Source organism: Salinispora fenicalii (assembly GCF_000514815.1).
GTDB lineage: Bacteria > Actinomycetota > Actinomycetes > Mycobacteriales > Micromonosporaceae > Micromonospora > Micromonospora fenicalii.
The window spans coordinates 116,186-129,138 of sequence record NZ_AZWQ01000019.1 but is presented as its reverse complement, the minus strand read 5'-3'; the positions used below and the strand labels follow the sequence as shown (position 1 = coordinate 129,138).

Annotated in this window: 12 protein-coding genes; 10 read left to right on the top strand and 2 right to left on the bottom strand. The window is 69.1% G+C overall.

Annotated features, from left to right (window positions below):
* Positions 1 to 24: 24 nt before the first annotated feature.
* From B116_RS0109680 to B116_RS0109645, 8 genes are all read left to right on the top strand, one after another.
* Positions 25 to 852 carry an ABC transporter permease gene (locus B116_RS0109680; RefSeq protein ID WP_027659960.1) on the top strand — a complete coding sequence of 276 codons (828 nt, stop codon included), beginning with the start codon at positions 25 to 27 and terminating at the stop codon, positions 850 to 852.
* Between the two features lies 1 nt (position 853).
* Positions 854 to 1,603, top strand: coding sequence for an ABC transporter ATP-binding protein (locus B116_RS0109675; RefSeq protein WP_018722338.1), 750 nt, complete (start codon positions 854 to 856; stop codon positions 1,601 to 1,603).
* The gene (locus tag B116_RS0109670) at positions 1,600 to 3,564 is read left to right on the top strand and encodes a DUF5941 domain-containing protein (RefSeq protein ID WP_027659959.1); all 1,965 of its coding nucleotides are present in this window, start codon (positions 1,600 to 1,602) and stop codon (positions 3,562 to 3,564) included. Before B116_RS0109675 ends, B116_RS0109670 begins: the two co-directional genes overlap by 4 nt.
* Before the next feature lie 11 nt (positions 3,565 to 3,575).
* Positions 3,576 to 5,771: a bifunctional glycosyltransferase/CDP-glycerol:glycerophosphate glycerophosphotransferase gene (locus B116_RS0109665; RefSeq protein ID WP_027659958.1), complete on the top strand. Its 2,196-nt coding sequence runs from the start codon at positions 3,576 to 3,578 to the stop codon at positions 5,769 to 5,771.
* A gap of 151 nt (positions 5,772 to 5,922) precedes the next feature.
* Entirely contained in the window at positions 5,923 to 7,230 is a 1,308-nt protein-coding gene (locus B116_RS0109660; protein WP_027659957.1) for an ABC transporter ATP-binding protein, read from the top strand.
* A 64-nt stretch (positions 7,231 to 7,294) separates the two neighbouring features.
* A complete protein-coding gene (locus B116_RS0109655) occupies positions 7,295 to 7,759 on the top strand; it encodes a DUF4442 domain-containing protein (RefSeq protein WP_027659956.1) in 465 nt (154 codons plus the stop codon).
* A gap of 59 nt (positions 7,760 to 7,818) precedes the next feature.
* Positions 7,819 to 8,574 (top strand): HAD family hydrolase, encoded by a 756-nt coding sequence (locus B116_RS0109650; protein ID WP_027659955.1) that lies wholly within the window; start codon positions 7,819 to 7,821, stop codon positions 8,572 to 8,574.
* Positions 8,571 to 10,946, top strand: a complete 2,376-nt coding sequence (locus B116_RS0109645; protein ID WP_027659954.1) for a glycoside hydrolase family 65 protein — start codon at positions 8,571 to 8,573, stop codon at positions 10,944 to 10,946. The genes B116_RS0109650 and B116_RS0109645 overlap by 4 nt, the downstream gene beginning before the upstream one ends.
* A gap of 50 nt (positions 10,947 to 10,996) precedes the next feature.
* On the opposite strand, the gene B116_RS27810 is transcribed toward B116_RS0109645, so the two are convergent.
* Positions 10,997 to 11,173, bottom strand: a complete 177-nt coding sequence (locus B116_RS27810; RefSeq protein ID WP_018221437.1) for a hypothetical protein — start codon at positions 11,171 to 11,173, stop codon at positions 10,997 to 10,999.
* 231 nt (positions 11,174 to 11,404) lie between these two features.
* On the opposite strand from B116_RS27810, the gene B116_RS0109635 reads away from it, so the two are divergent.
* Together B116_RS0109635 and B116_RS0109630 are read left to right on the top strand one after the other, a co-directional pair.
* Positions 11,405 to 12,052 (top strand): dienelactone hydrolase family protein, encoded by a 648-nt coding sequence (locus B116_RS0109635; protein WP_027659953.1) that lies wholly within the window; start codon positions 11,405 to 11,407, stop codon positions 12,050 to 12,052.
* A 100-nt stretch (positions 12,053 to 12,152) separates the two neighbouring features.
* Positions 12,153 to 12,335, top strand: a complete 183-nt coding sequence (locus tag B116_RS0109630; RefSeq protein ID WP_027659952.1) for an antitoxin — start codon at positions 12,153 to 12,155, stop codon at positions 12,333 to 12,335.
* Between the two features lie 50 nt (positions 12,336 to 12,385).
* On the opposite strand, the gene B116_RS0109625 is transcribed toward B116_RS0109630, so the two are convergent.
* On the bottom strand, positions 12,386 to 12,922 hold the full coding sequence (locus B116_RS0109625; RefSeq protein WP_027659951.1) for a C39 family peptidase: 537 nt from the start codon (positions 12,920 to 12,922) through the stop codon (positions 12,386 to 12,388).
* Positions 12,923 to 12,953: the final 31 nt, after the last annotated feature.

Sequence of the window (12,953 nt, the reverse complement as noted above, 5' to 3'; positions counted from 1 at the left end):
GCGGACCGGGCAGGAGGCGACGCGGTGAACGCTGGCGTCGGGACACTCTGGTCGCATCGGGGCGCGCTACGCATCCTCGTTCGGCGGGACCTCGCGGTTAAGTACCAGCAGTCCGCGTTGGGTTATCTCTGGTCCCTGATCGAGCCGCTGGGCTTCGGAGCCACCTACTGGTTCGTCTTCGGTGTGCTGTACGAGCGGGACACTGGTCGGTATCTAGGCGAGGCGGCTGACTCGTACCCGTTGTTCCTGTTCACCGGGATCTTCGCCTGGATGTGGGCTAGCTCCGCGCTGGGGGAGGCGACCAACGCGCTGACCGGCCAGGCCAGGTTGATCACCACGATGAACCTTCCCCGCCAGTTCTTTCCGATCGGGCGGGTTGCCGGGCGGGTCGCCGAGTACCTGGCCGGCCTGCCCCTCCTGGTGGCGGCCGCGGCGGTGTACGCGGTGGCGGGGCGGATTCACCCCGGCTGGTCGGTGCTCGCCCTCCCGCTGGCCATCACCCTTCAGGGCGTTCTGCTGGTCGGCCTGGCCCTGTTGCTCTCCGCGGCCAACGTGTTGATGCGCGACGTCGAGCGAGTCATGCGGTTGGTCGTCCGGGTGCTCTTCTACGCCACACCGATCATTTACCCTTTCGGCCTAGTTCGGGACTCCAGCCTGCCCGACTGGCTTAAAGTCGGGTACGAGCTAAACCCCCTGGTCGGGATCTTCCAACTACACCACGCGGTCTGGTACCCCGACGAGTTCCCCGATGCCCAGTTACTCGGTACCACGATTACCGGCTGTTTATTGGTGCTCGCCGTCGGTTGGTGGACGTTCCGCCGCCTCGAACCGGCGGTCCTCAAGGAGCTGTGAGATGGCCGATCAGATCATCGAAGCAGCGGGGCTCGGAATTCGCTTCGTCCGGAACCGCCGCCGGCAACTGCGGCTGCGGGACCTCGCCCTGCACCAGGGGCGTCGCGGTGGTCGTGCCGATGGTCGGTTCTGGCCGCTTCGGGATCTCTCCTTCTCGATTGCGGCCGGCGACACGGTCGGGGTGATCGGCCGCAACGGCACCGGCAAGAGCACCCTGCTGCGGCTCATCGCCGGGGTGCTGATCCCCGATGAGGGTTGGATCACCGTGCGCGGCGCGGTCGCTCCGCTGCTGGAGCTCTCCGCCGGCTTCTCCGCCGAGCTGACCGGCCGGGAGAACCTGTATCTGGTTGGGGGCCTACACGGTCTCTCACCGAGCTACCTGCGTCGCCGGGTGGACGAGATCGTGTCGTTCGCGGGCAAGCAGGTGGAGCAGGCCCTCGACACGTCGGTGCGGCACTACTCGTCCGGCATGAAAGTCCGGCTCGGATTTGCGATCATTTCGCACCTGCCGCACCCCGTCTTGTTGATGGACGAGGTGACCGCGGTCGGGGACGCCGAATTCCGCCAGCGGTGCTATGCGACGATCGACCGTCTGCTCGGAGAGGGGCGCACCCTGGTGCTGGTATCACATAACGAACAGGACCTGACCCGGTTCTGCCGGCGCGGCTTCTACCTCGATGCCGGCCGAATGGTAGTGGACGGGACGATGGCCCAGGCGCTGGCCGCGTACCACGGGGCGGTGGCCCGGTGACGCTCGCGCTCGTGTTGACTGACGACGGATCAGCGGGCCTCGCCGACCGCCTGGCCGGACAGTGCCGCCACGCGGGGATTGATGAGGTGCGGCTGGTCGGTGACCTGGCCACGCTGGCTGACCTGGCGGAGTCGGCTACCGGCCCGGTTCTCGTCACCGGCGCTGATCTGGTCGCGCACACGGCCGTCCTGCGGCACCTCGCGACCAGCCCGGCTGAGCCGACGGTGGCGCTGGTGCTCGCCGATTCGCCGATGCCCGGTCGGACGGTGGTCCGAGAGGATCGTGGGCAGGTGGTGGCCGCTGGGTCGCCGGCGGCACTGGACGGCGAGGCCACCGGTGTGTTTGGTGGTGCGCTGCGGGTGGATCCGGCAAATCTGCCGATCCTGGTCGCCGCCGCGCGTGCGACCGCCGCTGAGGTCGTGCCGGTGGGAGCCGCTACGGCCCACGGTCTGGTGGACGACGAGCCCGCCGTTGACCGGCTCTTCGCCAACCTGGTGGCCCGCGACGCGGTGACCTTCGCCCACCGGGTACGCCTACTCGTCGCGCACCGGGTCACCGCTGCCGACGACCGGGCCGCAGCCGAGGCGGCCGTCTCCGCCGTCGACCCGGACCGGGCTGAGTTGCGGCTGGCGGTGAAGGAGCGCGATGACTTCTTCACCACCTTCTTTGTCAGTACCTGGTCGCCGTATGTGACCAAGGCGGCGGCCCGACTCCGGCTGAGCCCCACCACGGTCACGATGTTCTCGGTGGCGTTCGCGGTGGCGGCTGCGCTGCTCTTCGGCGCCGGGGGGCGGCCCGCGTTGGTCGCCGGTGCGGTGCTGCTCTACCTGGGTTTCGTGCTGGACTGCGTGGATGGGCAACTCGCCCGCTACACCCGTAACTTCAGCGCCTGGGGCGGGTGGCTCGACACCATGGCCGACCGGGCCAAGGAGTTCATCGTCTACGCCGGCCTTGGCTACGGCGCCACCCAGGCCGGATTCCGTTACGGCTGGGCCCTGGCGATCGCCGCGATGGCCGTGCAGACCGTCCGCCACATGAGCGACACCTGGTACGGCGCGATGCACGACGAGGCGGCCCGTCGGCCGCGGGCGACCTCGTCGGGTGGGTTCGGTGCCCGGCTCAGTGCCGCCTCCAACCGGGTGCAGGCCGACGTCGGTTCGGTGACCTACTGGCTGAAGCGGACGGTGGTCTTCCCGATCGGTGAGCGATGGGCGTTGATCGCCCTGGCGGCGGCCCTGTTTGACCAGCGGGTCGCCCTCCTCGCGGTGCTGACCGGGATGGTGCTGGCGCTTGGGTACACCGCGGCGCTGCGGCTGCTGCGGGCCCGCTCGATGCAGGTCGGAGTATTGAATCTGGTGGATACCAGCCTGCATCGCGACGACGGACCGCTGGCCCGCGCCCTGCCGACGTTGCGCTGGCCGGGCCCGCTGGGGCTGGCGGTGTCGGCGGTACTGGTGGCGGCGGTGTTGCTCGGGCTCGCGCTCTTCGGTGCGGACCCCCTCCCGCGGTGGACGGCGTTGGTCGGGCTCGGTGGGCTGCTGCTGGCCGCCGCGGGGGCTCGGGCCGCGCACGGCGGGGCCCTGGACTGGCTGGTGCCGGCGGCGCTGCGTGCGGCGGAGTATCTCTTCGCGGTCGCGGTCGGTGTGCTCGGCGGCGTCCCAGCCTGGCTGATCTTCGGGTATATCTTTGTGCTGACCTTGCACCATTACGACCTGACCGCACGATTGGAGAAGCGGAAGCTGGCCCCGCCGTTGCACGACGCCATGCTGGGTTGGGAAGGGCGGTCGACGGTGCTGGCTCTATCGGCGATTTCCGGAATTGTTGAGATTGGCGTAGCTATACTCGCTGCCTACTTTTGGTTGGTACTAGCAGGAAGTGTTACTCTCGCCTGGGTGATCAAGCCTGCCCGCGCCAAAAGGGCGGCGGGATCGACCGGTGGTAGCGGTTGCTCGCCGGGTTAGGGGGGGATCGGGTGGCACTGATCAGTTTCGTGGTTCCGGCCTACCGGGTGCAGGGCTACCTGCGCGAATGCCTGGACTCGATCCTCGGGCAGCCGGTAGCGGATATCGAGGTGATTGGTGTCGATGACTGCTCGCCGGATGGCAGCGGTGAGATCCTGGCCGAGTACGCGGCCCGAGACCAACGGGTGCGGGCCCTTCGGCTACCGGAGAACCAGGGGCTCGGTCCGGCCCGTAACGCCGGTTTGGACCAGGCCACCGGCGAGTACGTGTGGTTTGTTGACAGTGACGACTGGCTGGTGCCGGAGTGCCTCCCCGAGGTAGTCGAGCGGCTGCGCGCCACCGACCCTGATGTCCTCGTTGTGGACCATGTGCGCGCCTGGTGGACCGGGCGTTCCACCCGGAGCGGGATGCGTGACGTCTTCCCCGATCCGCTCGGACCGGAGACGTTCGAGTTGCGTGATCGGCCGGAGACGCTCCACCTGCTGCATACCGCGTGGAATAAGGTGCTGCGCCGCGAGTTCCTGCTCGAGCACGGGCTGCGCTTCGCCCCTGGCTGGTACGAGGATGTCTCGTTCAGCTATCCCGTGTTCCTGTGCGCTAAGCGGATCGGGGTGCTGGATCGGGTCTGCCTGAACTACCGGCAGCGGCGGGCCGGTGCGATTACCCGGACCCTCGGGGACCGGCACTTCGAGGTCTTCACCCAGTGGCACCGGGTGTTTGAGTTCCTGGATGAGGGAGAGCTGGCGGATGATGATCTCCGCGTGGCGCTCTTCGAACGGATGATCTGGCATTACCTGACCGTTCTCGGTGCCGGGGAGCGGATTCCCCCGGACCTGCGATCCGCCTTCTTCGCCCAGATCAGCGCTGACTACGACCGCTGGCGTCCGGCGCGGGGCCTGCCGGCCCAGGAAGGGATCGAAGGGCTGAAGCACCGACTGGTCGCCACCGGTCGGTGGCGTACGTTCAACGCGCTGCGCGGTGTATCCCGAGCGCGGGACGTCGTTGCCCGGCAGTCGCGGCAGGTCCGCCGACGGGCGAGGCGGTCCGCCCGGCGGGCTCGGGGCGCCGGGTTGCGCAAGTACTACCAGGCCGAGTTGCTGCGGCCGGTTGACCCGCAGCTGGCGGTGTACGCCGCCTACTGGTACCGCGGTTACGCCTGCAACCCGGCGGCCATCTATGAAGCCGCTCGTCGGCTCGCCCCGCACATACGGGGAGTGTGGATCGTTCGGCGGGACAAGGTGGATTCGCTGCCGCCGGGCGTGGACTATGTGATCGACGGCACCCCTGCCGCCTACCGGGCGTTGGCGCGGGCCCGCTGGCTGGTCAACAATGTCAACTTCCCGGATTTCGTCCGTAAACGCCCCGGTACCGTGCACGTGCAGACCCACCACGGCACGCCGGTCAAGGTGATGGGCCTGGACCAGCAGCGCTACCCGGGTGGGAGCCGGATGAACTTCGGCGGGCTACTTCGCCGGGCGGACCGGTGGGACTACAGCATTACCTCGAACAGCTTCTCCACCCAGATGTGGGAGCGGGCCTACCCAGCCAAGTACACCACTCTTGAGGTGGGGTATCCCCGCAACGACCGGCTGTCCACCGCGACTGCCGAGGAGGTGTTGCGGATCCGGGCCGAGTTGGGCCTGGGGGTTGACGATCAGGTGGTCCTGTACGCGCCGACGCACCGTGAGCACCTGCCGGGGTATCAGCCGCCGTTCGACCCGGGCCAGTTCCTCGCCGCGTTGGGACCAACCGGTCGGTTGCTGATGCGTAGCCACTACTTCCACGACCGGAATCGCCAGCCGTCACGGTTGGCCAGCCGGGACCGAGTGATCGACGTGAGCAACTATCGCCGGGTGGAGGATCTGTACCTCGCCGCCGACGTGCTGGTCACCGACTACTCGTCGGCGATGTTCGACTACGCCGTCCTGGATAAGCCGATCGTCGTGTATGCGCCGGACTGGGCGGCGTATCGGCTGACCCGCGGGGTCTACCTGGATGTGGTCGCGGAACCGCCGGGTGCGGTGGCGACGGATTTCGCCGGTCTGCTCGATCTCGTCCGCTCCGGTGCGCTGCGTGATCCGTCGGCAGAGGAGGCGCGACGTCAGTTCCGGGAGCGGTTCTGCCAGCTCGACGACGGCCACGCCGCCGAACGGGTGGTCCAGCGGATCTTTGGTGCGGAGGTCGCCGAAGCTGATCCGGCCGATTAGCGCCCACCGCGCCTGATCCCCCAACGTCCTGCTCTGCTGGCCCACCGCGGAGCTGTCCTGCGGCGAAGACTGTACGTTCATCCGATGCACAGGTCGGGTGGGGCTCGTCACAGTCGTTCAGGTCCGAGTTGGTCGGGTGGGGGAGGAACGGGTGGCCGCCGTCGCGCTCAAGGATGTGACCAAGGTCTTCCGGACCGGCACCCTCGCCGTTGACCGGGTGAACCTTGACGTCAACGACGGTGAGTTCATGGTGCTGCTCGGCCCCTCTGGCTGTGGCAAGTCGACGCTGCTGCGCATGGTCGCCGGCTTGGAGGATCCGACCTCCGGTGCGGTTCTGCTCAACGGCGAACTCGCCAACGATCTGCCGCCCCGGGATCGTTCGGTGGCGATGGTCTTCCAGGACTTCGCCCTGTATCCGCACCTGAGCGTCGGCGACAACATCGCCTTTCCGCTGCGTCTGGCCGGCCTGGCGGCGGAGCGGCGCGGCGAACGGGTCGCCGATGTCGCGGGCGCGTTGGGTATCGGCGACATTCTCGACCGCCGGCCCGGGCAGCTCTCCGGCGGTCAGCGTCAGCGGGTCGCCATGGGGCGGGCGATCGTGCGTCGGCCGGAGCTCTTCCTGATGGATGAGCCCTTATCCAATCTCGACAGCGGGCTCCGCTCCGAGCTGCGGGCGGAGATCTCTGGACTGACCCGGGAGCTGGGGGTCACCACCATCTACGTGACCCACGACCAGACCGAGGCGCTGACCATGGCCGACCGGGTGGCGATCATGCGCAAAGGGGTCCTGCAGGACGTCGGTACCCCGACTCAGGTCTACGGCCGCCCGGCCACCCTCTACGTCGCCACGTTTCTCGGCACCCCGCGGATGAACCTGCTGGAGGCCGCGGTCCACGTGCACCTGGACCGATATGTCGCGCTCTCCCTCGGAGAGCAGAAGTTGCACCTCCCGTGGGACGACATGCGGGCCCGGGCGGTAGGCCACTATCACGGCGAGCGGATCGTGGTCGGTATGCGGGCCGAGGCGCTGACCCCGACCGCACCGAACACCCCTGGTCCGGTGTTGCATGGGCAGATCCGTCATCTGGAGCATCACGGGCACGAATCGCTCGCCTTTCTCGACATCGGGGCTACCGCGGTCGTCGTGGACGAAGCGGCGGTGCCGGCAGACGGGGGTGCGGTCCGGCGACGGGGCCTGCGTCGGTTCGGCCGGGCGATGCGGCGGGTCGCCGGTCGGGCTGGTACGGCGGACGAGGGGCCGCAGGCCGCGGCGAGCCGTACGCAGGTCAGCGTGTTTCGCGATCCGGGTCGACACCACCGTCGCCCAGCGGAGTTGGCGGTGCGGCTGGCGCCCTACCCTGCGGTATCTCCGGGGCAGAAGCTGGCGATCCGGATCCGGATGGATGCCCTGCACTTCTTCGACGAGCACGGCGCCCGGATCGACGTCGGTTGGCGCTGACACGGGAATCTGGCGCTGGGCGTTGCCTTGTCGCCTCGGTTACCCGTCGGTAACGTGTGCGGGTATGAGCATCGATGCGAGTCAGGTGGCCGCCAGCATGCTGGCGGCCGTGCCCTTCGCCCGTACGCTGGGCGTCGAATTCGTCGAGGTGGCCCCCGAGGCCGACGGCGCGGTCCAGGCTGTGGTCCGGCTGCCCGACACGCCGGCCACCCACAACCATGTCGGTGGGCCGCACGCCGGCGCCATGTTCACCCTCGGCGAGACCGCCTCCGGTGCGGTCGTGGTGGCCGCGTTCGCGTCGGTGCTCGACCGGGCGACACCGCTCGCCGTCAGCGCTGAGATCGCGTACCGGAAGCTCGCCATGGGGCCGGTGCGGGCGACCGCGCGGCTCGATCGGCCGGTCGCCGACGTGGTCGCGGAGCTGGACGCCGGAGAGCGACCCGAGTTCTCGGTACCCGTGGAGATCGCCACCGAGGAGGGGAAACCGACCGGCGAGATGACCATCGTCTGGACACTTCGTCCGCACTGATCGGCGCGTTTGACCGCCGAAACGGTCTGCGCCACGACCAGGCTGGATAGATTCAAACAATGCTGGGCCTGCCTGCGCACGTGACCGCCTGCCTGTTCGACCTGGACGGGGTGCTCACTCAAACCGCTCGCGTCCACAACGCCGCGTGGCGGACGACGTTCGACGAGTTCCTGCGTCGGCACGCCGCCGACAACGACGAGCCGTTCCAACCATTCGACCCGGATGAGGACTACCGCCGGTACGTCGACGGCCGGCCCCGGTACGACGGGGTCCGCACCTTTCTCGCCTCGCGTGACATCGTGCTTCCGGAGGGAACGCCGGACGACCCGCCCGAGGCCGAGACGGTCCACGGCATCGGCAACTGCAAGAACGTCCGGCTGCTCCAGGAGCTGCGGACGCATGGAGTGGACGTCTACCCCGGCTCGGTGACGTACCTCAGGGCGGTGGCCGACGCCGGGCTGCGCCGCGCGGTCGTCACCGCCAGCGCCAACGGCCGTGAGGTGGTCGCCGCAGCAGGGCTGGAGGAGCTGCTGGAAACCCGGGTTGATGGGCTCGTCGCCCGCGCCGATAAGTTACGCGGCAAACCAGAACCGGACACTTTCCTGGCCGGGGCCGAACGGCTCGGGGTTGCGCCGGGTAACGCGGCCGTCTTCGAGGATGCCCTCGCCGGAGTCGCCGCCGGTCGAGCCGGTGACTTCGGGTACGTGGTGGGCGTGGACCGGGTCGGGCAGGCCGACGCCCTGTTGGCGCAGGGCGCGGACGTCGTCGTGCAGGACCTCGCGGAGCTGATCGAGAACCGGGAGCCGGGCGCATGATCCGAGAGCGCGCGTACCCGGTCGAGCCGTGGCAGGTCCGAGAAACCCGGCTGGACATGGATGTCTTAGCGCAGTCCGAATCGGTGTTCGCCCTCTCCAACGGGCACATCGGCCTGCGCGGCAACCTCGACGAAGGTGAGCCGTACGGCTTGCCGGGAACGTACCTGAACTCCTTCTACGAGCTCCGCCCTCTGCCGCACGCGGAGGCCGGCTTCGGTTTTCCCGAGTCCGGACAGACCCTCGTCAACGTCACTAACGGCAAGCTCATCCGGCTGCTGGTTGACGACGAGCCGCTCGACGTGCGATATGGCGAACTCCTCGCCCACGAGCGGGTGCTCGACCTGCGCGACGGCACGCTGCACCGGACCGTGCACTGGCGGTCGCCGGCCGGTCGGGAGGTCTGTGTCCGCAGCACCCGGTTGGTCTCGTTCCGCCAGCGCTCCGCCGCCGCCATCAACTACGAGGTCGAGGTCGTGGACGGCAAGCCACTGCGGCTGATCGTCCAGTCGGAGCTGGTGGCCAACGAAACCCTGCCGGCCCAGAGTAAAGATCCGCGGGTGGCGGCGGTGCTGGAGTCGCCGTTGTTGGCCGAGGAGGAGCTGACCACCCATGACGGTGGCCTGTTGATCCACCGTACGAAGGTCTCTGGCCTGCGCCTCGCCGCCGCGATGGAGCACGAGGTACAGACCACCGCGCGGACCAACATCGAATCCGAGGGGTACGAGGACTGGGTACGGACCACCATCGCCTGCGTGCTCAAGCCCGGCGAGACGCTGCGGGTCGTGAAATACCTGTCGTACGGGTGGTCCAGCCGCCGATCGCTGCCGGCGCTGCGGGACCAGGTCGGCGCCGCGCTGGCCGCCGCCCAGCTGGACGGGTGGGACGGGTTGTTGCGGGAACAGCGGGAGTACCTGGAGGAGTTCTGGGACTCAGCCGATGTGCTGGTGGAGGGCGACCCCGAGGTGCAGCAGGCGGTACGCTTCGGGCTCTTTCACGTGCTCCAGGCGGGTACCCGGGCCGAGCGTCGGCCGATCTCAGCGAAGGGCCTCACCGGGCCGGGGTACGACGGCCACGCCTTCTGGGACACCGAGATGTTTGTGCTGCCGGTGCTCACCTACACCCACCCCAGCGCGGTGCGCGATGCCCTGCAGTGGCGGCATCACACTCTGCCGACCGCACGGGAACGGGCCCGCACGCTTAACCTGGCCGGCGCGGCCTTCCCCTGGCGCACCATCGAGGGGCCAGAGTCCTCCGGCTACTGGCCTGCGGGCACCGCCGGTTTCCACATCGCCGCCGACATCGCCGACGCGGTTCGCCGCTACGTGCAGGCCACCCAGGACACCGAACTGGAGCGCGAAATCGGCCTGGAGTTGCTGGTGGAGACCGCGCGGTTGTGGCGGTCACTGGGCCACCACGACCGGCATGGGCAGTTCCACATCGACGGGGTGACCGGCCCGGACGAGTACACCGCCATCAAGAACGACAACATCTACACCAATCTGATGGCGCAGCGGAACCTGATCACCGCCGCGGAGACGGCGATGCGGTACCGGGACGAGGCCGCGCACCTGGGAGTCACCGATGAGGAGGCGGCGGCATGGCGGGACGCCGCCGCCTCCATCCATATCCCATACGACCAGGAAATCGACGTACACGAGCAGGTTGAGGGCTTCACCCGGTTCCAGGAGTGGGACTTCGTCCACACGCCGCCGGAGAAGTACCCGCTGCTGCTGCACTATCCATACTTTGATCTGTACCGCAGGCAGGTGATCAAACAAGCCGATCTGGTGTTGGCGATGCACTGGCGGGGGGATGCGTTCACCCCGGAGCAGAAGCTGCGCAACTTTCTCTACTACGAGCGCCGTACCGTCCGCGACTCGTCGCTGTCGGCCTGTACCCAGTCCGTCCTGGCCGCCGAGGTGGGGTATCCGGAACTAGCCCACACCTACCTGCGTGAGGCCGCGTTGATGGACCTGCACGACCTGAACGAGAACACCCGCGACGGCGTCCACATCGCCTCCCTGGCCGGTTCCTGGATCGCCCTGGTCGCCGGGTTCGGCGGGTTGCGCGAGCACGACGGAACGCTCTGTTTTGCGCCCCGGCTCTCCAGCCGGCTGGGCCGGCTGGAGTTCTCCCTGCACTGGCACCGGACCCAGCTCCGGGTCGATATCCAGCCGCACCAGACCACCTACACGTTGCAGCACAGCGACCCGGAGGAGAGGCTGGAGCTGCTGCACCACGGCGAGCGGATCGAGGTCACCGCGGCCGAATCGGTGACCCGGCCGACCCCATCGGTGAGTGAGCCGAGCCAGACCCCGGAGCAGCCGCCCGGCCGGGACCCGCTGATCCGCCTCCCGGAGCGGGAACCGTAGGGTCGGGGCCCGCCCCGGGGCCGGATTGGGCCCCGACCGATGTCAGCGCCTCACAGCTGTCTGCCCTGGGAGGGGCGGCCCGCGGCGTCGCGCGGCGCCATCGCTCGGGGATCATCGGCGGTACGCGCCCGCGCTGCCTCGTCCGCCCAGTCCCGGTTACGGTTCGCGTCGCGCTTTCGTCGTTCCCGCTCGGCGGCCTGTTGTCGAGACTCCTGCTGCTGCGCCATGGCGATCCTCCCGATCCATCACCGGCGCCGCCTGCGCCGGTACGGTCTGCCCTCACCGACCGCGTACCCGAGCCCACCCGGGCGAAACGAGACCCGGCCTACCCTGGTCGCTGGCCGAGGGGCCGGCTCGGGGCGGGACGCCGGCGCCACCGGGCGGTGGTGGGCGCGTCGAGCCGTGGACGGGCCCGGGGCGTACGCATGGCGGGCGAGCGGGTGGGAAGGAACGGAGCTATGGACGTACGGAGTGAGGTGCCGGTTCCGGCTGGGGACGTCCAACTCACGGCCGATCTTCGGGTGCCGCCGGAGCCGGCCGGAGTGGTGCTCTTCGCACACGGCAGCGGCAGTTCCCGGCGGAGTCCCCGCAATGTCGCGGTGGCGCAGGTGCTCAATCGCAGCGCGCTCGGCACCGTACTGGTGGACCTGCTCACCCCGGACGAGGAGGTGGCCGACGCGCGAACCGCGCAGCTCCGGTTCGACATCGGCCGGTTGGCCGACAGGCTGTCCGCGATCGTCGACTGGCTGGCCAGTGGAGAGCCGGTGGGTGCGGTGCCGATCGGGCTTTTCGGGGCTAGCACCGGGGCCGCCGCCGCCCTGGTGGCCGCCGCCGAGCGCCCCGACACGGTCGGCGCGGTGGTCTCCCGAGGCGGCCGGCCGGATCTTGCGGGCCCGGCGCTGGGTCGGGTGCGCGCGCCGACCCTACTGCTCGTGGGGGGCCTCGACGACCAGGTGCTGACCCTGAATGAGCAGGCTCGGGCGGCACTGCCGGAGCAGGCGGAGCTGACGGTGGTCCCCGATGCCGGGCACCTGTTCGAGGAGCCCGGCGCGCTGGAGCAGGTGGCCGATGCGGCGGCGAGCTGGTTCACCGACCACCTTGGGTGATCAGCGGCCGGTCCCCGCTGCCTCGGCGTGGGTGGGTGTTTGTGCCCCTGGGCGCTGGGGAACGCCGTACGTTGCCACACCCCGACCCTAGGAGGACCACATGAAGAAATTCATGGACCAGGCCAGGGAGTACGTCGAGAAGCAGGACGAGCAGGTCGACCGGGGCATGGAGAAGGCCGGTGGCATGCTCAACGAGCGCACCGGCGGCCGGTACAAGAAGCAGGTCGACCGCGGCGTGGACATGATGAAGTCCCGGACCGGTGAGGGTGACCGGAACCGCTGACATAGCCGAATGGGCCGGTCTCCCCGTTGGGGAGGCCGGCCCGAAGGCGGTTAGGAGGAGTAGCCGCGTTCGGCGATCCAGTTGGCGACCTTCGGTACGGCCATCCAGTATTCGCGTTTCTCCGCGGCGGGATCGGCGACCCGGAGGAGGTCGTCCTCGGCGCGGTAGCCCACTAGCGTTAGGTAGTGGCCCCCCTCGTACGAGTGCGGGGTGCCGTCGGTGTCGACCGTGGTCCCCCGGACGTTGGCCACGACCGCGCGTCCCTGTGCCAGGGCGTGTTGGGTGTCCTCGCGAAGCTGGTGAACCTCGTCTGGTTTAGCCGTCATGTCCGGTATCTCGGTGGTTCGGTACACGTCGCCGGTCAGCTCGTTGAGAACGCGGGTGACGTCCAGGGCCGAGTCCGTGCCGGCCTGGGTGGTGCCGAGCCGCTGGGCGACCTCATCCTGCGGCAGTGGCCGGCCCAGCGCGGAGAGCGCCATTCGGGTCGCCGCCGGCCCGCAGTAGTAGAAGTTGGGCTGGGCCTGGTAGTCGACGGTGACCAGTAGTCCGGCGCCGGAGCGGCGGCCGGTGGGGGTGATCGTGCTCATGGTCGGGCTCCTTCGGGGGTCTGACGTCCGG

Excerpts from the sequence above, each read along its gene's own strand:
- B116_RS0109675 (WP_018722338.1), top strand. The coding sequence starts at position 854 with ATGGCCGATCAGATCATCGAAGCAGCGGGGCTCGGAATTCGCTTCGTC.
- B116_RS0109655 (WP_027659956.1), top strand. The coding sequence starts at position 7,295 with ATGAGCATCGATGCGAGTCAGGTGGCCGCCAGCATGCTGGCGGCCGTG.
- B116_RS0109650 (WP_027659955.1), top strand. The coding sequence starts at position 7,819 with ATGCTGGGCCTGCCTGCGCACGTGACCGCCTGCCTGTTCGACCTGGAC.
- B116_RS0109645 (WP_027659954.1), top strand. The coding sequence starts at position 8,571 with ATGATCCGAGAGCGCGCGTACCCGGTCGAGCCGTGGCAGGTCCGAGAA.
- B116_RS27810 (WP_018221437.1), bottom strand. The coding sequence starts at position 11,173 with ATGGCGCAGCAGCAGGAGTCTCGACAACAGGCCGCCGAGCGGGAACGA.
- B116_RS0109635 (WP_027659953.1), top strand. The coding sequence starts at position 11,405 with ATGGACGTACGGAGTGAGGTGCCGGTTCCGGCTGGGGACGTCCAACTC.
- B116_RS0109630 (WP_027659952.1), top strand. The coding sequence starts at position 12,153 with ATGAAGAAATTCATGGACCAGGCCAGGGAGTACGTCGAGAAGCAGGAC.
- B116_RS0109625 (WP_027659951.1), bottom strand. The coding sequence starts at position 12,922 with ATGAGCACGATCACCCCCACCGGCCGCCGCTCCGGCGCCGGACTACTG.